20 protein-coding genes and 1 tRNA gene are annotated in these 20,998 nt (G+C 62.7%); 17 read left to right on the top strand and 4 right to left on the bottom strand.

The window, feature by feature from the left end; translation table 11 throughout:
• Positions 1–180 precede the first annotated feature (180 nt).
• The 4 genes from ACQ6S1_RS14165 to ACQ6S1_RS14180 all read left to right on the top strand — a co-directional run bounded on the left by ACQ6S1_RS14165 (position 181) and on the right by ACQ6S1_RS14180 (position 4,278).
• Positions 181–1,281 carry a polyamine ABC transporter substrate-binding protein gene (locus tag ACQ6S1_RS14165; RefSeq protein WP_445042031.1) on the top strand — a complete coding sequence of 367 codons (1,101 nt, stop codon included), beginning with the start codon at positions 181–183 and terminating at the stop codon, positions 1,279–1,281.
• A gap of 61 nt (positions 1,282–1,342) precedes the next feature.
• Positions 1,343–2,503: an ABC transporter ATP-binding protein gene (locus ACQ6S1_RS14170; protein ID WP_445041853.1), complete on the top strand. Its 1,161-nt coding sequence runs from the start codon at positions 1,343–1,345 to the stop codon at positions 2,501–2,503.
• A 9-nt stretch (positions 2,504–2,512) separates the two neighbouring features.
• On the top strand, positions 2,513–3,433 hold the full coding sequence (locus ACQ6S1_RS14175) for an ABC transporter permease subunit (protein WP_445041854.1): 921 nt from the start codon (positions 2,513–2,515) through the stop codon (positions 3,431–3,433).
• Complete coding sequence (locus ACQ6S1_RS14180; RefSeq protein ID WP_445041855.1) at positions 3,430–4,278, top strand: ABC transporter permease; 849 nt, start codon at positions 3,430–3,432, stop codon at positions 4,276–4,278. Before ACQ6S1_RS14175 ends, ACQ6S1_RS14180 begins: the two co-directional genes overlap by 4 nt.
• A 69-nt stretch (positions 4,279–4,347) precedes the next feature.
• On the opposite strand, the gene bfr is transcribed toward ACQ6S1_RS14180, so the two are convergent.
• From bfr to ACQ6S1_RS14195, 3 genes are all read right to left on the bottom strand, one after another.
• A complete protein-coding gene (gene bfr / locus ACQ6S1_RS14185) occupies positions 4,348–4,827 on the bottom strand; it encodes a bacterioferritin (RefSeq protein WP_445041856.1) in 480 nt (159 codons plus the stop codon).
• Between the two features lie 94 nt (positions 4,828–4,921).
• Complete coding sequence (locus tag ACQ6S1_RS14190) at positions 4,922–5,209, bottom strand: (2Fe-2S)-binding protein (protein ID WP_445041857.1); 288 nt, start codon at positions 5,207–5,209, stop codon at positions 4,922–4,924.
• A gap of 119 nt (positions 5,210–5,328) precedes the next feature.
• Complete coding sequence (locus tag ACQ6S1_RS14195) at positions 5,329–8,004, bottom strand: PAS domain S-box protein (RefSeq protein WP_445041858.1); 2,676 nt, start codon at positions 8,002–8,004, stop codon at positions 5,329–5,331.
• Between the two features lie 189 nt (positions 8,005–8,193).
• Here ACQ6S1_RS14195 and ACQ6S1_RS14200 point away from each other — a divergent pair.
• Positions 8,194–8,270 (top strand) — tRNA-His (locus tag ACQ6S1_RS14200).
• 194 nt (positions 8,271–8,464) lie between these two features.
• Here the strand turns inward: ACQ6S1_RS14200 and ACQ6S1_RS14205 are convergent.
• Positions 8,465–9,178 (bottom strand): FadR/GntR family transcriptional regulator, encoded by a 714-nt coding sequence (locus tag ACQ6S1_RS14205; RefSeq protein ID WP_445041859.1) that lies wholly within the window; start codon positions 9,176–9,178, stop codon positions 8,465–8,467.
• A 257-nt stretch (positions 9,179–9,435) separates the two neighbouring features.
• Between ACQ6S1_RS14205 and ACQ6S1_RS14210 the strand changes: the two genes are divergently transcribed.
• The 12 genes from ACQ6S1_RS14210 (at position 9,436) to ACQ6S1_RS14265 (ending at position 20,959) form a co-directional block, all read left to right on the top strand.
• Positions 9,436–9,855, top strand: coding sequence for a RidA family protein (locus tag ACQ6S1_RS14210; RefSeq protein ID WP_445041860.1), 420 nt, complete (start codon positions 9,436–9,438; stop codon positions 9,853–9,855).
• Positions 9,856–9,875: 20 nt separating this feature from the next.
• Positions 9,876–11,174, top strand: coding sequence for an allantoate amidohydrolase (locus ACQ6S1_RS14215; protein WP_445041861.1), 1,299 nt, complete (start codon positions 9,876–9,878; stop codon positions 11,172–11,174).
• The gene (locus ACQ6S1_RS14220; RefSeq protein WP_445041862.1) at positions 11,167–11,949 is read left to right on the top strand and encodes a transporter substrate-binding domain-containing protein; all 783 of its coding nucleotides are present in this window, start codon (positions 11,167–11,169) and stop codon (positions 11,947–11,949) included. The genes ACQ6S1_RS14215 and ACQ6S1_RS14220 overlap by 8 nt, the downstream gene beginning before the upstream one ends.
• 49 nt (positions 11,950–11,998) lie before the next feature.
• Positions 11,999–12,646, top strand: a complete 648-nt coding sequence (locus tag ACQ6S1_RS14225; protein WP_445041863.1) for an amino acid ABC transporter permease — start codon at positions 11,999–12,001, stop codon at positions 12,644–12,646.
• Positions 12,647–12,654: 8 nt separating this feature from the next.
• On the top strand, positions 12,655–13,314 hold the full coding sequence (locus ACQ6S1_RS14230) for an amino acid ABC transporter permease (protein WP_445041864.1): 660 nt from the start codon (positions 12,655–12,657) through the stop codon (positions 13,312–13,314).
• On the top strand, positions 13,292–14,026 hold the full coding sequence (locus ACQ6S1_RS14235; protein ID WP_445041865.1) for an amino acid ABC transporter ATP-binding protein: 735 nt from the start codon (positions 13,292–13,294) through the stop codon (positions 14,024–14,026). Before ACQ6S1_RS14230 ends, ACQ6S1_RS14235 begins: the two co-directional genes overlap by 23 nt.
• Before the next feature lie 464 nt (positions 14,027–14,490).
• Positions 14,491–14,712, top strand: coding sequence for a thermonuclease family protein (locus ACQ6S1_RS14240; RefSeq protein ID WP_445041866.1), 222 nt, complete (start codon positions 14,491–14,493; stop codon positions 14,710–14,712).
• 207 nt (positions 14,713–14,919) lie between these two features.
• The gene (locus ACQ6S1_RS14245; RefSeq protein ID WP_445041867.1) at positions 14,920–16,188 is read left to right on the top strand and encodes an imelysin family protein; all 1,269 of its coding nucleotides are present in this window, start codon (positions 14,920–14,922) and stop codon (positions 16,186–16,188) included.
• 7 nt (positions 16,189–16,195) lie between these two features.
• Positions 16,196–17,647, top strand: a complete 1,452-nt coding sequence (locus tag ACQ6S1_RS14250; protein WP_445041868.1) for a multicopper oxidase family protein — start codon at positions 16,196–16,198, stop codon at positions 17,645–17,647.
• Positions 17,647–18,828 carry a di-heme oxidoredictase family protein gene (locus ACQ6S1_RS14255; RefSeq protein WP_445041869.1) on the top strand — a complete coding sequence of 394 codons (1,182 nt, stop codon included), beginning with the start codon at positions 17,647–17,649 and terminating at the stop codon, positions 18,826–18,828. The genes ACQ6S1_RS14250 and ACQ6S1_RS14255 overlap by 1 nt, the downstream gene beginning before the upstream one ends.
• On the top strand, positions 18,828–19,859 hold the full coding sequence (locus ACQ6S1_RS14260; RefSeq protein WP_445041870.1) for an imelysin family protein: 1,032 nt from the start codon (positions 18,828–18,830) through the stop codon (positions 19,857–19,859). Before ACQ6S1_RS14255 ends, ACQ6S1_RS14260 begins: the two co-directional genes overlap by 1 nt.
• On the top strand, positions 19,859–20,959 hold the full coding sequence (locus tag ACQ6S1_RS14265) for a DUF1513 domain-containing protein (protein WP_445041871.1): 1,101 nt from the start codon (positions 19,859–19,861) through the stop codon (positions 20,957–20,959). The genes ACQ6S1_RS14260 and ACQ6S1_RS14265 overlap by 1 nt, the downstream gene beginning before the upstream one ends.
• The last annotated feature ends 39 nt before the right edge of the window (positions 20,960–20,998 follow it).

Below are 20,998 nucleotides of genomic sequence, written 5' to 3' on the forward strand. Positions count from 1 at the left end.
GTGCCTGCGACGGACGGGCGTCCGCCGATCGCGATAATGGTGCCGGGCGTTGCGGAAACCGTCAACCCGCACATCGTGGGCCTTGCCGCTCGTCGATAGGGAGAACGGCTTGTGCGCCAGCGCGTTGCTTCGTAACGTTGGAGCAGGTCTGAATCGCTCAAGCTGAGGAAGCAACGGATGATGGTTTCTCGCCTCCTTAGGCCCATCGCGGCCGTCGCGCTTGCCACGTTCTCGCTCGGGGCGATGTCTGCCCAGGCCGAGGAAATCCGCATCTACAATTGGTCGGATTATATCGACGCCCAGATCCTCAAGGATTTCACGGCCGAGACCGGCATCAACGTGGTCTACGACACGTTCGACACCAATGAATTGCTCGAGACCAAGCTGCTGACCGGCGGCACGGGCTACGATATCGTCGTGCCGACCGCGACATTCCTCAGCCGCCAGATCAAGGCCGGCGTGTTCCAGAAGCTCGACAAGTCGAAGCTCACGAACCTCAAGAACATGTGGCCGGAAATCCGGGATCGTGTTTCGATCTACGATCCGGGCAACGAATATTCCGTCACCTATATGTGGGGCACCACAGGTATCGGGATCAATGCGGCCAAGGTAAAGGCGGCGTTGCCCAATGCGCCGGTCAATTCCTGGGGTTTGATCTACGATCCAGCCAACGCCGAGAAGCTGGCGTCCTGCGGAATCATGGTGCTGGATTCGGCGGAAGACCTGCTTCCGTCGGTGATGAACTTCATCGGCGTCAAGCCGGACTTCAAGGACGCCGCCGATATCGAGAAAGCCGGCGAGCATCTCGGCAAGGTTCGCAGCCACATCCGCAAATTCCATTCCGACGAATGGAAGAACGCGCTGGCCGATGGCGATATCTGTGTGGCCGTCGGCTATTCGGGTGACGTGTTCCAGGTGGCCACCCGTGCCGAAGAGGCCGGTAAAGGCGTCGAAATCCAGTACGTCATTCCCAAGGAAGGCGCCCAGCTCTGGTTCGACCAGTTCGCCATTCCTGCCGATGCTCCGAACACCGAGGGCGCGCACAAATTCATCGATTACATGATGCGGCCCGAGGTGATCGCCAAGGCGACCAATTACGTGGCCTATGCGAACGCAAACCTCGCTTCGCAGCAATTCGTGGACAAGGAAATCCTGGATAATCCTGCGATCTATCCGGACGCCGAGACGTTGAAGCGCCTCTACACGGTGTCGACCGTGGAAGATCCCAGACTGCAGCGTGTCATTACGCGGACATGGACCCGCGCAAAAACCGGTCAGTGATCCCGCCCCTCGCTTGGCCGTGGCAGGGCGCAATTTTGCGCCCTCCGGCAGGAGCCCGTCCATGCCGTCTGCGCCCTTGAAAGCCGCGCTGGGTCCGATCCGCAGGGCGTTCAGCCCGTGGACTGACCCAGATGCGAAGCCGCTTATCCGATTCGAGAACGTCACCAAGACATTCGGTGATTTCACGGCGGTCGATAACCTGACGCTGAACATCTATGAGCGCGAGTTCTTCGCGCTGCTTGGGCCATCGGGCTGCGGCAAGACGACCCTGATGCGCATGCTCGCTGGGTTTGAGGAACCGACATCGGGCCGCATCCTGCTGGCGGGGCAGGACCTCGTCGGCGTGCCGCCCTATCGGCGCCCCGTCAACATGATGTTCCAGTCCTACGCGCTGTTCCCGCATATGAACGTGGCGGACAACATCGCGTTCGGCCTGAAGCAGGCGAAGATGCCAAAGGCTGACCGCGAGGCGCGCGTTCAGGAAATGCTGAAGCTCGTCAAGCTGGAGCCTTTCGCCAAACGCAAGCCGCACCAGCTCTCCGGGGGACAGCGGCAGCGTGTAGCCCTGGCGCGCTCGCTGGCGCTGAAGCCGAAAGTGCTGCTGCTCGATGAGCCGCTGGGCGCGCTCGATCGCAAGCTGCGCGAGGAGACCCAATTCGAACTGACCGACCTTCAGGTCACGCTCGGCATGACGTTCCTCATCGTCACCCACGATCAGGAAGAGGCCATGACGGTGGCAGATCGCATTGCCCTGATGAATCGCGGGCGCATGGTGCAGGTGGCCACACCAGGCGAGATCTACGAACAGCCCGCCTCACGCTACGTGGCAGACTTCATCGGCGACGTGAACATCATTCCTGGCACCGTCGAGAAGTCGGGCGATCTCGCCATCCTGCGCAGCGCCTGGGCGGAAGCTCCCATCCAGCTGGCAGGAAATGTCTCGGCGGCTTCCGGTTCGGAGGCATGGCTGGCCCTGCGCCCCGAAAAGATGCTCATCTCGCGCGAAGCGCCTGCTCCCGGAACGCCGAACGTTCTGTCCGGAGAGGTGTGGGACATCGGCTATCTCGGCGATCTGTCGATCTACCGGGTGAAGATCGCCACCGGCGATATTGTCAAGGTCTCGGTTGCCAACCGCACGCGGCTGGTCGAGCGTCCGATATCCTGGGAAGACAAGGTCTGGCTCAATTGGGCGCCCGAGCAGGGCGTTCTTCTCACGGCATGAGGTAGAGCCATGGCCAATCCTGCGGGCGGGTCGGGATGGATGCGGCGCCTCGAATTGTGGCTCCCCTTCCTCTGGCTGATCGCCTTTTTCCTCGTGCCGTTCCTGATCGTGCTGAAGATCAGCCTGTCGACCGGCACCATCGCCCAGCCGCCTTATCTGCCGAATTTCAGCGTCTTGGCCGACGGGGTGTCGGGCACCTGGGACAAGGTCCGGACCTTCACGCTCGACAACTACGCCTTTCTGGCGAGTGACGCGCTCTACATCAATTCCTACCTGTCGAGCCTGCGCATCGCGGCGATCTCGACGCTGCTGTTGCTGTTGATCGGCTATCCTCTGGCCTATGGCATGGCGCGCGCGCCCAAGAGCATCCGCCCCATGCTGCTGATGCTCGTCATCCTGCCGTTCTGGACGTCGTTTCTGATCCGCGTCTATGCGTGGATCGGCATACTGAAACCGGAGGGATTGCTCTCCACCTTCCTGATCTGGCTGGGCGTCATCGACACGCCGCTCGCCATCATGAACACCGAGAAGGCGGTCTTCATCGGCATCGTCTATTCCTATCTGCCGTTCATGGTGCTGCCGCTCTATGCCGCCCTCGAAAAGCTGGACGACACCTTGCTTGAGGCGGCAGCCGATCTGGGGTCGCCGCCGATCCGCGCCTTCTGGCAGATCACTTTCCCCCTGTCTCTGCCGGGCGTCATCGCGGGCTCGTTCCTCTGCTTCATCCCGGCGGTCGGCGAATTCGTCATCCCCGATCTGCTCGGCGGCTCCGAAACATTGATGATCGGCCGTACCTTGTGGAACGAGTTCTTCCTCAATCGCGACTGGCCCGTTTCGGCGGCGGTGGCCGTACTGCTGCTGCTCGTCCTGACCATTCCGATCGTGATCTACCAGAATTTCCAGCAGCGCCAGCTGGAGGCCGACCGATGAAAAAAGGCCTGTCCTCCTTCAATCTCGTGGCGCTCACGTTCGGGTTCGCGTTTCTCTACATCCCGATAGTGATCCTCGTCGTCTATAGCTTCAACGCGTCGCGGCTGGTCACGGTGTGGGGTGGTTTCTCCACCCATTGGTATGGCGCGTTGCTGCAAAATCAGGCGCTGCTGGATGCTGCGTGGATCACCGCGCGTGTGGCGTTCCTGTCGGCCAGCGTCGCGACCGTGCTTGGCACGATGGCTGCGCTTGCTCTTGTCCGCCATGGCCGCTTTCGAGGTCGTACCCTGTTTTCCGGGCTCGTCTACGCGCCGCTCGTCATGCCGGAAGTCATCACGGGCCTGTCGCTCCTGCTTTTGTTCGTGGCTTTGGGGGTGGCGCGTGGTTTCTGGACCGTGACGCTCGCCCACATCACGTTCTCCATGTGCTACGTCGCGATTGTCGTGCAGTCGCGACTGCTGAGCTTCGACCGTTCGCTGGAAGAGGCAGCCCAGGACCTCGGTGCGACACCCACCAAGACTTTTTTCGTCATCACCCTGCCAATCATCGCACCGGCGGTGATCGCGGGCTGGATGCTGGCCTTTACCCTGTCGCTCGACGATCTCGTGATCGCGAGCTTCGCCACGGGACCGGGCGCCACCACGCTGCCGATGAGGATCTACTCATCGGTGCGACTGGGCGTGACACCGGAAATCAACGCCATCTGCACGATCCTGATCGGGATGGTCGCGACGGTCGTGGTCGTTGTTTCGATCATGACGCGGCGCGCCCAATTGGAGCGCGAACGCGCCGAACGCATGGCGGAGCAGGGCGGCGCGGCACCGGTGCTCGCCAAGGCGGGATAGACCGCGAGCAGCTGAAAATGAAAAAGCCCGGACGATTGTCCGGGCTTTTTGCAGGGCAGCGTTCGAAGATCAGTCCTCGAACTTGCCGATGTGGTGCTGCGAATAACGCTCCACGCCGATCTGGCGGATCGTCTCGAGCTGGGTCTCCAGGAAGTCGATATGGCCTTCCTCGTCGGACGCCAGATCCTCGAACAGCTCCTTGGTGACGCGATCGTTGATGCTGTCACAATATTTGGCGGCTTCGAGATAGAGCGCGCGGGCATCGTTCTCGGCGGCCAGATCGCTCTCGAGGATCTCGACCACGGACTGGCCGATGCGCAGCGGGTCGAGAACCTGAAGGTTCGGGAACCCTTCGAGGAAGATGATCCGGTCGATGAAACGATCGGCGTGCTGCATCTCCTCGATGCTCTCGGCGCGCCATTTCTTTGCCAGGTCCCGGAATCCCCAATCGTCGAACAGGCGATAATGGAGCCAGTACTGGCTCACGGCCGTCAGTTCGGAGCGCAGGCCCCGGTTCAGATATTCAATGACTTTCTGGTCACCCTTCACAATCGTTCTCCTCGCACCTTGTTTAGAGGTGTTCTAAAGTGATGAATGGCCAATGGCAAGGGGCTATGCCGACACGCCAAAAAAATCGAGAAGATTATTCCGCAGCGTCCAGATGGGTCAGTTCGCTGAGGTGGGGAAGGGTGCTGTTTTCGTTGTCCGCGCCGTGATGATGACCATGGTTCGGGCAGACCGCGCAGGCGGCCGGGCACACCGACAAAGCCTGGTCGATGATGGTGCGGATGGTGCGGGAGCAGCGACCGCATTGAGGGCTGCAGCCCAGACAACGATAGACCTGTCCTGGCGTGCGGGGCGCCTGATCCGGCGCCGAACAAGCTTCGCGGATGGCCCGTTCGCTAAGCACATTACATGAGCAGACGATCATGAAGAACGGGTTCCTGCCGCCAGTTTAGAAGAAATCTAAATTACAAGCCTCGTACGTATAATTGGGGTCTGCGGGCCGAGGAGTCAATGTCCGGCTTTCTACGGAGGGGTTCTTTGCAATTATTCCGCGAGAACCCGTGTGGGCGGGAAAATCACCTCGACCAGGGTGCCCGCACCGACCGCGCTCTGGATGGCGAACGTCGCCCGATTGGCTTCCACCAGCGCCTTGGTGAGTGGTAGGCCGAGACCCGTGCTGCCACCGGCATTGCTGGTGGAGAGCTGGCGGAAGGGTTCGAGTGCGGTTGTGATCTCGGTCTCGCTCATGCCAAGCCCTGTGTCACGCACGCGAATGACGGCCTGCCCGAGATCGGTGAGGGCAGTTGAGACGATGACCTGCCCACCGGCAGGCGTATATTTCACAGCGTTCGACAGCAGATTGAGCACGATCTGCTTCAGGCTTCGCGCATCGCCCACCACGGCGGGCATGCGCGGCCCAAGCGATGTGCGGATGATGATGGAGGAGCGATTGGCCTGTGGCTGCAGCAGGGCCACGCAGCCCGCAACGATCTCGTTGATGTTGACGCTGGTGAAGTCGAGATCGAGCTTGCCCGCCTCCACCTTCGACAGATCCAGCAGATCATTGATCAGGCTGATGATGTGGGCGCCTGATTCGTGAATATCGCGCAGATAATCCCGGTAGCGCTGATTGCCCAGCGGACCGAAGCGCTCTTCCATCATAAGTTCCGCAAAGCCGAGCACGGCATTGAGGGGCGTGCGGATTTCATGGCTGATACGGGCGAGGAAGTCCGATTTCTGGGAGCTGGCGCGTTCGGCCTTCACCTTGGCCGCCCGCAGCTCTTCCTCGGCTTTGCGGAACTGGGTGAGGTCTCGCAGCACCGCGCAGAAGCGTGCTTCATTGCCTTCGCTGACCCGACCCAGTGTCATGAACAGGGGGATGGCTCCGCCGCGACGCGCGATACCGGCGACGTCGCGTCCGTCGTTCAGAACCGAAGCGACGCCGTTGGCACGGATGCCGTCCAGATAATCGATCGCGCTTCGATGGCTTTCGGTGGCCAGTACGAGCGTGAAATGCCGGCCTTCCAGTTCCGCGCACTCATAGCCGAACAGGGCTTCGGCGCTGCGGTTGACCGAGACGATCCGCCCCTGTTCATCGAGCACCAGCACCCCATCCGTCGCGGTGTCCAGGATCGCCCGCAACTGGCGCACGGTTTCGTCAGCCTCCAGAACGGGCGGCGGCGAAACGGGCGTGATGAGGGAGAGGCTGGCCGGTTCTCCATTCCAGCCGACGGCCCGGATCTGAGCCTGCACCGGCAGGGAAATGTCGCCTGCGCCCCGCAGACGCACACCTGAGACGTCGCGCGCGTCGATCAGCCGGTCGATGCCGTGTCGGTTGAGGGCGTCCAGGTGTTCGAGCCCTGCAAGGTCGAGCAGGAAGCGGTTGGCGAACAGAGCCGTGCCGGATCGATGGATCAGGATACCGTGGGGCACGGCGTCGAGAACATCACTAAAATCCCCCGGAAAATCGGTACCCGGAAGCTGGGCCCGGGGCTCGGGACGGCGCGGGGCGGGCGGTGCATCTTCGACCTGCCGCGCCGTCGCTGCCGCAGGGCGTAACGGGAATGAGCCGCCGAGGGCGCGTGCGATCTGCTCAAACGCCGAATGTTCGTTCGGCTTCAGATTTGGGCGGCCGAACACCGGAAAGGGCACGATCGGGGCAGAAACGGGGGATCGATCCTCCCGGGACTCAGGCGAGCTTTCGTCTGTTTCCTCTTCCTCTTCCTCTTCCTGTTCGGGCGGCGAGAGGCTTGCATTCTCCAATGCGGCATCCTCGATCGTCGAGGAAGAACTTTCGGGTTCCGCCTCGGCAAGGAGAGACAGCATGAAGGCCGCCTGTTCCAGAGGTGCGGTCTGCGCATCGTCCGAACTGTCGTCGGAGATCACAGAATCCGAATCGTGATGTTCCTCCAACGCACTGGCATCAAGTTCTGCGGGGATTGAAGTACGGGCCGCCTGATCGGAAGGAGCGAACATGGGGGCGTATCGGATGACCCCGAACCCACGAAAACCCTTGAAATCACGGGCGCGGTCGTAGAGCGGCAGCCCCGCCAGTTCCAGGGGAACGATGCGCCCCTCCGGCAGCGTCCAATGAACGACGATGCCGCTCCAGGTATCGCGCCGCGTCAAGGCGTCGGAAAGACGTTCGGCCTCGTCGGTGTCGACAGCGTTCGCGATATCGTCCCACGAGCGGCCGACGATATCCTTAGCTGAATCGAACGCGGCGACCAGTTCGGATGAAACCTGCATCACATGGCCGTCTGCATCGGATTGCCACGTGAAACGGATCGGCTTCGGCAAAGGCTCCGGCGCTGCGAGCTCGGGCGCGATCGTCGGCTCTTCTGCCAGCACCGGCGCATCAATTTCAGGTGCCGACCGCACCGAGAGCGCGGGAGTGTTCAGGGCAACCACGAGGGCCGCATCCTCTCCATTGACGTCGATCCATTCCGCCCGGCAAACGAGCACCTCGGAGCCCTCATCGCCTGCCAAAGCGAGGCGCATCAGCCGAAAGCCACGGCGGGGCACGGGGAATCGTGCGAATTGTTCGCTGAGACCGAGATGCCGCCCATGGTCGGCACGGAGCAGGTCCGCGGCCGCGGTGTTGCTCCAAAGGATCGCTCCATCCTCTCGGCTCACCACGAAGGTGGGCGCGGAATCGCTTCGGCGGCCTGCCAGTTGCGGCAGGTCGGCGAGGTCCGGAAGAGGCGCGACGTCGTCCATGGTTCCCCTGAGGGTTAAGAAGACGTTAAACGCTTAGATCATCCTTGAACCATCGTCTATCGAGCCCCGCCGCCTCCCCAGAGATCATTAAAACTAGAGTTAATGCGTGCGGTGTGAACAAGGCATCAGCACGGTCTTGCCGTGGCGCGCAAATTCTCTTAGGTAAGCGCCATAGGCCAACGCCGTCGTGCAGCTATAGCTCAGTTGGTTAGAGCACCAGATTGTGGATCTGGGGGTCCCCCGTTCGAGCCGGGGTAGCTGTACCATCTATCCCGTTGTTTCTCCGATGTTTCGCTCGATCAGGCGACGAAGCCTGTTTTGCAACATACGCAGATCGTGCGGATTGACGGCTGTCCCCGCTATCCACCGCTCCATGTCTGATCGAGCTCTCGCTGTTTCATCGCGTCTCGACGAATGCTCAGATCACTCTCCGCCTCTGAGATGCCGGGAGACGTTGCGATCAGCTTCTGTTGGACGGAGCGGGGAGGGTGATCCCGGCGCGGCTCGCGGCGCCGATGATGTGGTCATGCATCATATGCGCGGCGGAATCGCCGCGCCCCATCGCCACTTCTTCAATGATCGCGGAGTGCTCCTCCACGATCATCGATGCGCCGGACCCCAAGGCGGGTGGGAGCAGGGAAGCGCAGCGAGAGAGGATATCGACGAACAGCTGATTTCCTGAAAGCTCGGCGAAGACGAAGTGGAACGCGAAATCTTCTTTCGCCAATGCCACATAATCTCCGGATAGGAGATGAGATTCCGTGTTCTCGATGATCGACGTAAGCCGGGCAAGATGTTCGCGCGACAGCAGGGGTGTCACGATCCGCACGGCGAAGGGTTCGATCAGGGCGCGGATCTGGTAGGCGTCCCGGAGCGCCAGCGTTCCGTCGAACATCCAGCTTGAGGGCCGGTTCTGGCTGGGCTGCGCACTCGGTGAGCGAACGAATACGCCGCGCCCGTGCTCGACCTGAACCAACCCCGCCGCTGAAAGTGCCGAGATTGCTTCGCGCACCGATGTTCGGCTCGCGCCGAACCTGTTTGCGATGTCGCGTTGCGACGGCAGAGGTTTTCCAGGATCGATCTCGCCCTCGATGATCATTCTCTGCAATTCGATCGAAATTTGATCCGCGACGGTGCGTTTGCCCCCCGAAGATCCGTCCGTAATCATCTTCATCGCGACCCCAGGCGCCGAGCGCTAATCCAAAGCGATTGCGCCAGCAAGGGCAATCTGGGTGAGAAGGACTCCACGCTCGGACAAGTGGTCGGTCCACATGGGGTGGCAACAATTCTGAGAAATAAAACGTCATTTACTGCAAAATAAATAGACTTCGTGAGCAAATTTTATGCCAGCAACGTTTGGGCAATTGCATCTCATTGGGCGGCTGCCATAACTGTTCAGACCAGTTTGCGGAGCTTTTCCTGCTTGGAAGGTTGCTGCGCAAACCGGCCCGCCACCAACAGATGGATGCTTCCCAAGTGCCGACCGAAACCTCCGACATCACGCGCTTTCCCACCCAAAACGGTAAGTCTCGCACAAGCGTGTACCGCTTTCCTGGTGGCGGTGGATTTGTGTGGTGTGTCGCCAGCGCCCCCGACCAGAGCAAGGATTTGGAAGGGCAAATCCATGACGTGTTGGCAGAGCTCGACCGCCGACTCGCCGAGGGTGGCACCGACAAATCGCGCCTTCTGAAGGCCGAGGTCGTCATCACCGACCATGACCGCAAACCGGAGTTTGACGCGATCTGGCGCGAATGGGTGCCGGAAGGCTGCGGACCGGTGCGCTCCTTCGTGCAGTCGATCATGCCCGACGGTGATCTGGTCGAGGTCATCGTCACCGCCGCACTTCCCTGATTCAAGGGCTGGTCGCCGTCATGACCTCACCGATCTCGACACAGGATATCAGCCCTCTCTCCGCCGAGGCGATCCAGGCGAGGATCGATGGACTGGCGGCGCTGTCCTCCGATGCCGGGCGTCTCACCCGGCTTGCGCTCAGCGCGAGCATGGCGGACGCCATGGCTCTGGTGGCGGAATGGATGCGGGAGGCGGGCATGTCTGTCCGCCTCGACACGGCCGGTAATGTGATCGGCAGGTACGAAGCCCGGGAGCCGGGGCAACCGGCCCTGATGCTCGGCTCCCACATCGACACGGTCCGCGATGCGGGGCGTTTCGACGGCATACTCGGCGTCGTCACCGCGATCGCCTGCGTCCAGGCCTTGCAGGATGCCGACACCCGAATGCCGTTCGCGATCGAGATTGCCGCGTTCGGGGACGAGGAGGGCGTGCGTTTCGGCTCAGGCATAGTCGGTGCCAAAGCGGTGGCCGGCCGGTTCGAACCGGGCCAATTGCGGTTGCGCGACGAGGGCGGCACTTCCGCGGCTGAGGCGCTGGTCGCGCATGGTCTCGATCCGGAACGTGTGCCGGAGGCGGCGATCGCGCCGACAGATCTGCTCGGCTATGTCGAGCTTCATATCGAGCAGGGGCCGGTTCTCGAGGAGCACGATGTCGCCCTGGGCTGCGTCAGCGGCATTTCGGGTGCGGGGCGCTTGTGGGTCGATCTGTCCGGCATGGCCGGGCACGCCGGAACCGTGCCGATGGCAAGCCGCCGGGATGCGCTCGCCGGTGCGGCGGAATGCGTGCTGGCCATCGAGAAGATCTGCAATGGGGTCGATTCCGTCGGGACGGTCGGCGCGCTCGAGGTCGGTCCGGGGGCGATGAACGTCATTCCAGGCCATGTGCGCTTCTCGGTCGACATCCGGTCTTTCGACAATGCCGTCCGCCGTCGGGCGCTCGCGGCGGTGGAGGCCGAGATCGGCGCCATTGCCGGACGGCGTGGCCTGGGCGTCGAGATCACCCGCCTCGGTGAAGGCGATACCGTGCCTTGCGCGCCCTGGCTGAGCGAGCGCATTCGGGAGGCGATCATCGCGGACGGAAGCCCTGTTATCGATCTGCCGAGCGGCGCGGGCCATGACGGCAATTCCATGAGCCGCATCACCGATATCGGCATGATCTTCGTGCGCTGCAAAGGCGGGCTCAGCCATCATCCGGCGGAATATGTGAGCCCGGAAGACATCGCACGCGGCGCGGCGGCTCTGTTTCGTTTTGTCACCCGGTTCGAGGCTCCCCAGGGCCGCACCTCGTCCATCAGTCAAACGGAGAACTCACATGCTTGACCGCAGATCCTTGCTTGCAGCCGTGATTTTCTTGGCAGGCGCCGCCGCGACACCAGTCTTCGCCGATCAACTGGATGATGTCCGCGCGGCGGGCACGGTTCGCATCGGCGTTCCCCAGGACAACCCGTTGTTCGGCACCCTTTCGCCCGACGGTACCCGGATCGGATACGATATCGAGGTCGCCGGTCTTGTCGGTCGCGGGCTTGGCGTCGAGGTCGAATTGGTCCCCATCACCGGCAACAACCGGGTGCCCTTCCTGTCGAGCGGGCGTGTGGATCTCGTCATCGCGAGTCTCGGCAAGAACGCCGAGCGCGAGAAGATCATCGATTTCAGCCAGGCTTATGCGCCCTTCTACAGCGGCGTGTTTGGTGGCACGTCGCTCGCCGTCACGAAGGCCGCCGATCTGGCAGGCGTCACCATCGGGGTGGGCAAGGGGACTATCGAGGATCTGGATCTCACTGCCCTTGCGCCGAGCGGCACCCAGATCCGCCGTTTCGACGGCACGGCAAGCACGCTCAGCGCCTATCTGTCGGGGCAGGTCGAAGCGGTCGCCGCCGCCAATGTGGTGGTGGCCTCGGTTGCCGACAGCAACCCGGCCCGTCCCTTAGCGCTCAAATTCCTGATCAAGAACTCGCCTTGCTACGTGGGCGTGCGCAAGGGCGAAACCGCCATGCTGGCGGCCGTCAACGAGGCGCTTTCCAAGGCGAAAAGCGACGGCTCGCTCAACGCCATCTCGCAGAAATGGATGAAGGCGCCGCTGCCGGCCGATCTCTGATCCGGCGGTGGCCGCAGGTCGGCTGCCCTGACACCGAAAGGCGCTGGAAATGTACCTGGATTGGGTGGCCGACTACAGCGAACTGATCGTGAGCGGAATCTTCGTCACGCTGAAGCTCACCTTCGTGGGATCGATAGTGGGCGTGGCCTTCGGCACATTGTTCGCGTGGGTGCTGAGCTGGGGTCCTCGCAGCCTGCGTCCTCCGGTGGTGGCCTATGTCGAGGCCATCCGCAACACGCCCTTCATGGTCCAGCTCTTTTTCCTCTTTTTCGGCCTGCCTGAGATCGCGGTTCGCCTGACGCCGATGCAAGCGGCCTATCTGGCCATGACGATCTACGTCGCGGCCTACGCCACCGAGATCATCCGTGCCGGCCTTTCGGGCACGCCTTCCGGCGAGATCGAGGCCGGTCTGAGCCTTGGCATGTCGCGCACGGAGGTGTTTTTCCATGTCGCACTCGTTCCCGCCTTCATGCGGGTGTGGCCGGCGCTGACCTCCCAGATCATCATCGCAATGCTCGGCTCCGCCGTGGTGTCCCTGATCTCGGTCGAGGATCTCAGCTACGCGACGTCGTTTATCGAAACCCGCAATTTCCGGGCGTTCGAGACCTATTTCTTCTCCACCGTGACCTACCTGGTGATGGCGCTGTTTTTGAGACTGCTGCTCGGCCGGCTGCCCGTTCTGTTTTCCGGGAAGTGAGGTCGGAGATGGTCGCTTATTCCTTCACCGACATTCTCTTCAATCTGCTGGCGGCGACACGCTGGACGTTGGTGCTGTTCCTGGTGTGCCTGCTGGGCGGCAGCGCGCTGGGAATGGTGGTTCTGTTCCTGCGGATTTCCCGTCATCCAGGGCTGCGCAACGGCGCGCGGGCCTACATCGAGTTCCTTCAGGGCACGCCGCTGCTGATGCAGCTCTTCGTCGTTTTCTTCGGTCTTGCGCAAGTGGGGTTGCGGCTGCCGGCTTGGGCCGCCGCAGGGTTCGCACTCACACTGTGGGCAAGCGCATTCCTCGCCGAGATCTGGCGCGGCTGCGTCGAATCCATAAATCGCGGTCAATGGGATGCCTCGGCGGGCCTCGGTATGAGCCGTTTCGAGCAGATGCGGCACGTCATACTCCCTCAGGCCGTACGCATTGCCATTCCACCGACCGTTGGATTCACGGTGCAGATCCTGAAGTCCACCTCACTGACCTCGATCATCGGCTTCGTAGAGCTTGCCCAGGCGGGCAACAACATCGCCAACGCAACCTTCAAGCCGTTCACCGTCTACGGAATGGTGGCGATCATCTACTTCTGCATGTGCTGGCCGATATCCAAGGCGAGCCGCTTACTCGAGCGGAGACTCTATGGCAATCATCGCGATTACTGAGGTCCGAAAGAGCTACGGCGACACCGAGGTTCTCAAGGGCATCAATCTCGACATCGAGCCTGGTCAGGTCGTCGCCATCATCGGACGCAGCGGATCGGGCAAGAGCACATTGCTGCGCTGTATCAACGGCCTGGAAACGATCGACGGGGGTTCGATCCTCGTCTCTGGCGAGCACATGCTGCAGGATCAGGTGCATCTGCGCCGGCTGCGGATGAAGGTTGGCATGATCTTCCAGCAGTTCAACCTTTTCCCGCATCTCACCGCCGGCCGAAACGTGATGCTGGCGCAGCAGGTCGTGCGCAAGGTTTCGCGTGACGAAGCCAGGCAGATCGCCCAGGAGACACTCGGGCTGGTTGGGTTGTCCGAGAAATTCGACGCCTATCCGGCGCAATTGTCCGGTGGCCAGCAGCAGCGTGTCGCTATCGCGCGTGCTTTGGCGATGCGCCCGGTTGCGCTGTTGTGCGATGAAATTACTTCCGCGCTCGATCCCGAACTCGTGGGCGAGGTTCTCGCTGTCGTGCGTGATCTCGCCCGTTCCGGCATGACATTGGTCATGGTCACTCACGAAATGCGGTTCGCACGCGACGTGTGCGACCGCCTTGTCTTCATGCACGAAGGCCGCATTCACGAGCAGGGCGATCCTGAAAGCCTGTTCGAGATGCCTCAGACACCGCAGCTCAAGAACTTTCTGGGGCATTCAGCGCACCGATAGAAGGTGGAGGCTCCCTGCTGTCCGGGATTGCGGCGATCGAACCCTGCGCGCGTGAGAGCCTATGTCTACCCAGGGTGGCGAACCTTCAGGTAATCAACCCTAGATATCTATTGGCGTATGAGACACGCCAGACGAGCGCCACTTCGCGCCCATTCCTCACTTTTGCCCCGTCGTCGTTTTCGGTCAGCTGGCCCCGTCGCTGCAGCGATCATTATCGTAGCCGTCATCGGTGCCTATGGTTTCGGAGATCTGGTCGGTCCACCATTGCTTCCGGCCCGGAGCCCCTCCACGTCGATCTCTTTCGGCAACGCTCAGGCACCCGGCTCGGATATCCGCGTCGAAGGCTTCAGCATGTGCGTGAAAGGGCGGGGCCGCTCATGTGTGATCGATGGCGATACGTTTCGGCTGGATGAGGAGAGTATCCGCATCCGCAACATCGACGCGCCCGAGACCTATCGTAATTTTTGCGGGGTGCCGCGGAGCGGGCGCTTGGGGGACGTGCCGCAGAGAGATTGCTCGACCTTCTGAACAGCGGAACGATATCGATCATGCGAAAGGGGCGAGACCGTTATGGCCGAACGCTGGCGGACGTGTCCGTTGGTCGGCAAGACATCGGTGAGACGCTGCTTGCGGAAGGGCTTGCCCGGCGCTGGCCTGATGGCCCGGAATTCTGGTGTGAGCGCTGATCGCGAGATTCGTGGGAATCCCGACTCACAATAGTTGCAACTTCGGCTAGAGAAGAACTGAAACCGAATTCATCAAGTATCGATCCTGCATATTCGATTTATTCTAAATACAGTCTGATGCGATTTCGTTGACAGCTTCAGATTGCGGGTGCTTCTAGCAGGTATTCGGTCGCCCGCCATGCCTGCGTGGGAAAGAGGAGCCCTCCAATGAAATCGCTGTCCGTCCTGTTCTCGACAGCCGCGCTGAGCCTTGCGCTGGCAAACCCCGGCTTCGCCGCGACCAAGCCAGAAGCCGTTGTCACGCATTACGCCGATCTGGCGGAAGTGATGTATTCGGACAGCCTTGCGACGGCGAAAAAGCTTCAGACCGCCATCGACGCGTTTCTTGCCAAACCCTCCGAGGAGACGTTGGCGGCCGCCAAGGACGCATGGAAGGCCGCGCGCGTTCCCTACCAGCAGACCGAGGGCTTCCGCTTCGGCAATTCGGTGGTCGACGAATGGGAAGGCAAGGTGAACGCCTGGCCGCTCGACGAGGGGCTGATCGATTATGTCGATGCTGGCAGCTATGGCGAGAGCTCCGACGACAATCCGCTCTACACGGCCAACGTCATCGCCAACGAGAAGATCCGCATCGGTCGTGACGAGGTGGATGCCTCGAAGATCGACAAGGAGCTCTTGCAGAAACTGCAGGAGGCCGGCGGAGTCGAGGCGAACGTGGCGACCGGCTACCACGCCATCGAATTCCTGCTCTGGGGCCAGGATCTCAACGGCACCGATGCCGGAGCAGGCGCGCGGCCGCACACCGATTACCTTCTAAAGGGCGGCACGGGCGGCCACAACGAGCGCCGCCGCGCCTTCCTGAAGGCGGCGACGGACCTTCTGATCGACGATCTCCAGGAGATCGTCGAGGCCTGGGAGAAGGATGGTGACGCCCGCAAGGACGTGGCCGCAAAGAGCGCCGACGAAGGGCTCGCCACGATCCTGACCGGTCTGGGCAGTCTGTCCTATGGCGAATTGGCGGGCGAGCGCATCAAGCTCGGTCTCATCCTTCACGATCCGGAGGAGGAGCACGATTGCTTTTCCGACAACACCCACAATTCGCATTACTACGATCAGGTGGGCATGATCGGCATCTACAAGGGCGCCTACAAGGCGGCCGACGGGAAGGAAACCAAGGGGCCAAGCCTCGCCGCCTACGCCTCTGAAAAGGCGCCGGACGAAGCCAAGGCCCTTGATGCCGCCATGGACAAGGCCGAGGCCGCCTTGGCCGCGATCAAGAAGCGCGCTGACGACGGCACCGAGGCCTATGACCAGATGATCGGCGAAGGCAATGAGGAGGGCAACAAGCTCGTCCAGGCTGCCGTCGATGGCCTCGTCGGCCAGGCGCGAGCGATCGAGGCGCTGGTCGCGAAGCTCGGTTTCAAGATCGAGATCGAGGGTTCCGACAGCCTGGATAATCCTTCCGCGGTGCAGTGATCCGGTGATGCTGACGCGGCGTGCAACGCTAGGGGGCTTGTGCGCGGTGGGGGCTCTGGCTCTCGCCGGGCGCATTTCCGGTGCGCGCGCCGCGCCATCGCTTCCGGCCGCGCCGCCCATGCCTTCCGGCCGCACCCATGACATTGAGCTCGTGGCGGCCGAGACCAAGGCGCGCTTCGGCGTTCTCGGCGGTCCGAAGGCGCCGTTGTGGCTCTACAACGAGGACCCGTTTCACACGATCCGCATCCGCCTTGGCGATCGGATGCGCGTGCGTCTGGAAAACCGTCTGCCCGAGCATACGTCCATCCATTGGCATGGCATCCGCCTGCCCAACAAAATGGACGGGGTGCAATACATCACCCAGCCACCGGTGGAGCCGGGCGAGAGCTACGATTACGATTTTACGCCGCCCGATACCGGCACCTTCTTCTTCCACTCCCATTGCGACACGCCCAAGCAATTGGGCCACGGGCTGGCCGGTCTTCTGATCGTCGAGGGCGATGAGCCTGCGCCATTCGATGCCGAGCATGTGCTGGCCATGAAGGATTGGCGGCTGAGCGAGACCGGGGAATGGCTGCCGTTCTTCACGCCCGAAGGCGCAGGACGAGCGGGAACCTTCGGCACCCTGCGCACGGTCAACGGTGTCGAGGCCTATGCGGCCAAAGTACCGGCCGGCGGCGACATCCGGCTGCGCATCCTCAGCGTCGACCCGACGCGGATGATCGATCTCGGCATCGAGGGTGCTGACGCCTTCGTCGTCGCAACCGACGGCAACGCCATCGCTCCGTTTCCTCTGCATCTGTGGCGCATGGGTCCGGCCATGCGCATCGACGTGCATGTGCGTGTTCCGAAAGCAGGGCACTCCTTCCGCATGCTGGATTATTTCTCGGCCGAACCATGGCCGCTCGCCGTTTTCACGGCCGAAGGTCCGGATCGTCCCGAGCGTCCGGTCGAGGCGCGCGTCCTCTATGCGCCGCATGTGCCAAGCCCCGATATGGCGAACGCCGAGCGGCTGGAATTTCACTTCACGGCGTCGAGCGGTGGCTCCGCGGCCGTCGTGGCCGGCCTGCCGTCGGACGATCCGCTGGCGAAAGCGCTTCTCGATAATCTCTGCGCCGGCCAGCAGGGCATGTGGGCCATCAACAAGATCCAATGGCCCGCCGGCGATCACCGCAAGCTTCCGCCACCTCTCGCGCAGCTCCAGTCCGGCCGCACCTATGTGGCCGAGCTGATGAACGCGACCCCCCATCCCCATCCCATCCACCTGCATGGCCACATGTTCGAGGTGGTCTCGGCCTCCCGGCAAAACCTGCCGCGTTTCACGGCGGATACGGTGTTGTTGCAGCCGAGGGAGCGAATCGAGATCGCCTTCGTCGCGGCGCCAGGAGACTGGATGTTCCACTGCCATATTCTGGAGCATCAGGAGAACGGCATGATGGGCTGGTTCCGGGTGGCGTGATGCGGTGGCGGCTTGTCCTCGCTTTTGCCCTGAGCGTCGCTTTGCCCCTCGGTGCGCTAGCACGGGGCGATCTGACGAATGCGATCGGTAAGGCGTTGTTCGAGCGCGCCTGGGTTCCGGCGCCGTCGTCCACCAAGGCGAATGACGGGCTGGGTCCGGTGTTCAACGCGCGGGCCTGTTCGGCCTGCCACCAGGGGCTGGGCCGTGCCTCCTCCGCATCGGACGCGGCGGGGAAGTTCACCCATCAGGGCATGGTGGTGAAGCTCAGCGATGCGGCCGGCCAGCCCGATCCGCTGTATGGCAGCCAGATACAGAGCGCAGCGGTGCCGGGCTTCGTGCCAGAGGCGCGCGTCGCCATGAAAGCCGGTGCGCTTTTGTTGACGGATTTTGCGGACGGCCCTCTCGCACCGGGCACCCTCGCGGGCTTGCGTGCCGCCCCGGATCTGCGCGGGTTGGGGCTATTGGCGGAGGTGCCGGACGAAGCGATCCTCGCGCGAGCCGATCCCGACGATCGTGACGGCGACGGCATTTCCGGCCGTGTGAACTGGGTGAAAGGCGCAGACGGGCGGATATCCGTCGGCCGGTTCGGGCTCAAGGCCTCAGGCGCAACCTTGCACCACCAGGTGGAACAGGCCTTCGCGACCGATATCGGCATGTCGAGCATCGCTTTTCCGGCAGCCTGGGGCGATTGCCTGAGCGCAGCCTGCCGTGGCGCACCGTCCGGCGGGGAGGGCGGTCGGCCTGAGATTCGCGACGATCTGGTTGCGATGCTCGCAGCCTTTCTGGCGAACGTGCCCGCGCCGATGCCGGCCGGGCCGGATCCGGAGGGCTTAGGTCTGTTCACTGCTGCGGGCTGCGGCGCGTGCCATGTGCCGACACTGCCGTCTGCGAACGGTGATGTCGCCGCCTTCACCGATCTTCTGCTCCACGATCTCGGTCCCGGGCTCGATGGTGGTGCGACGGAGCCGGGTGTCGCCTCGACCGAATGGCGCACCGCGCCGCTGTGGAACATCCGCGCTGCGCTCGCAAACGGAACGGGCCTGCTGCACGATGGCCGCGCCCCGGATGTCGCCACGGCGATCGCGTTTCACGGAGGCGAGGCCATGGCGGCCCGAGTGTGCGTGCAGGAATTGTCTGAATCCGAGCGTGTCCGCTTGATCCGGTTCGTCGAGGGGCTGTGATGCGCGCCGTTCTTTGCCTTCTGGTTTTTCTATTCGGCGCGACGACCGCATCGGCGCAAAACGCCACGGTCCGTCCGGACGCTCAAAAAGCCATCGTCATTCGTCTGGCGCGCGATTTTGTGGCGCCTCGTTACATGGTGCTGAGAGATGCGGCTATCGGCCAGAAGCAGGCTTGGGACATGTTTTGCACCGCCCCATCCGCCGAAGGGCTGGGTGCGCTGAAGCACGCTTTCGCCCAAACGGCGCTTGCCTGGTCGGCTGTGGATCTCGTCCGGTTCGGACCGGTTTCGGAAGGCTTCCGCCATGAACGCCTTCTCTATTGGCCGGAGCGCCGAAACGAGGTCGACCGGGCACTGACGCGGCTTCTGGCCGAAGACGGCATCGACGCCCAGGCGATGCCGGGAAAAAGCGTCGCCGTTCAGGGGCTGGCGGCGCTCGAACGGTTGCTCCACGACGACAATGCCGGCACGCGGCTTGCGGCGAGCGATGAACCGGGGCGCCGGCGATGTGCCGCCGGCCGTGCCATGGCGGATAATGTCGCCGCCATATCCGATGAGGTCGCGGACGCCTGGAAAGCGCTTGCCGCCGGCCTCGATGCCGCCAATGAGGTGGTCGTTCGCGAAATGGCGGCCCGATTCGCCACCGATCTCGTGACAGCATTCGGCGTGATCGGTGACCGCAAGATCGACGTGCCGCTGGGGCCCAGCCTCGAAGAGGCGAAACCGAAGGCCGCCCAGTTCTGGCGAAGCGGGCTTTCGAGCCGCGTGCTCGCCGCCAATCTGAAGGCCGCTGCGGATCTCGCGGCAGCGGTCGTCGGTGAGGATGCGCCTGCCACACGCGCATTGCGGGAAGCGGAGGATCGAGCGGTGCATTTGAGCGCGCCGGTGTCCGATCTCGTCGGCAATGTGAACGGCGGACGGGAACTTCTTCTTCTGCGAAACGCCATCCGCATGGCCGGGGAGGAAACCGCTGCCAGCGTGCCTCCCGCATTGGGCGTCATGGTGGGTTTCAACAGCCTGGATGGCGATTGATGCAGATCGACCGGCGCTCCTTTCTGCTGGCACTTGCGGCCTCGTTCGCGGCGGGGCCCGGACGCGCCGACAGCGAGCAGCTTTATGTCTCTTCCTGTGACGATGGCGACGGCGTCTCGCACGTTGCCGTATTTTCGCCCGAAGGCGGCCTGTTGTTCCAGACGCGATTGCCCGATCGCGGCCATGACATCGCACTGAATCCGTTCAACGCGGACATCGCCGTCTTCGCGCGTCGCCCGGGTGACTGGACGGCCATCGTCCATCGCCGCACGGGGGAAGTGCGCCATCTGATCCGCAGCCCGGCGGGCCGTCATTTCTACGGCCATGGGCTTTATTCGACGGATGGCCGGCTGCTTTACGCCACCGAAAACGATGTGGCAGCCGGGCTGGGCGTGCTTGGCATCTATGATGTTGCGGCTGGCTACACGCGCATCGGCGAGCAGCCGACCCACGGCATCGGGCCGCACGACGTGGCTTATATGCCCGGCGGAAAACTCATTCTTGTCGCCAATGGCGGCGCGCGCACCGATCCGGCAAGCGGCCGTGAGGTCCTCAATGCCGACAAGATGGAACCGAGTCTGTCGTTGTGCGACCCCGGCACGGGGGATTTGCGCCACAAGGTGACGTTTGGGCGGGATCTCAGCGGCCTGTCCGTGCGCCATCTCGCAATGGCGCCGGACGGGGAAGCCGTTTTTGCTTGCCAGTTCGAAGGCCCGGACGATGAGATCCAGCCGCTTGTCGGCACCCTTACGTCCGATGGGCGCACCCGCATGCTGGAGATGCCGGAGGAGGAAATCGTCCTCCTCGACAATTATACGGGCGCGGTGAAGCTCGACGCGTCCGGCCGGCTGATCGCCGCCACCAGTCCACGCGGAAACAAGGCTGCGTTCTGGGACAGGCTGACCGGGCGCTATCTCGGCATGGCCACTTTGCCGGATGTTTGCGGCGTGGCCGCGGCCCCATTGGCCGGAACCTTCATCGTCAGTTCCGGCAATGCCGGGATACGAATGGCGCGCGCCGAGGGGCACCAGCTCTCGCGAGTCTCCGGCAGCGATCTCGACCGCTACATGTGGGATAACCACATCACCCCGCTGGGCTGAATTCGAACGAAAAAGCCCCGCCGAAGCGGGGCTTTCCGT

Source organism: Terrihabitans aquatilis (assembly GCF_052542005.1).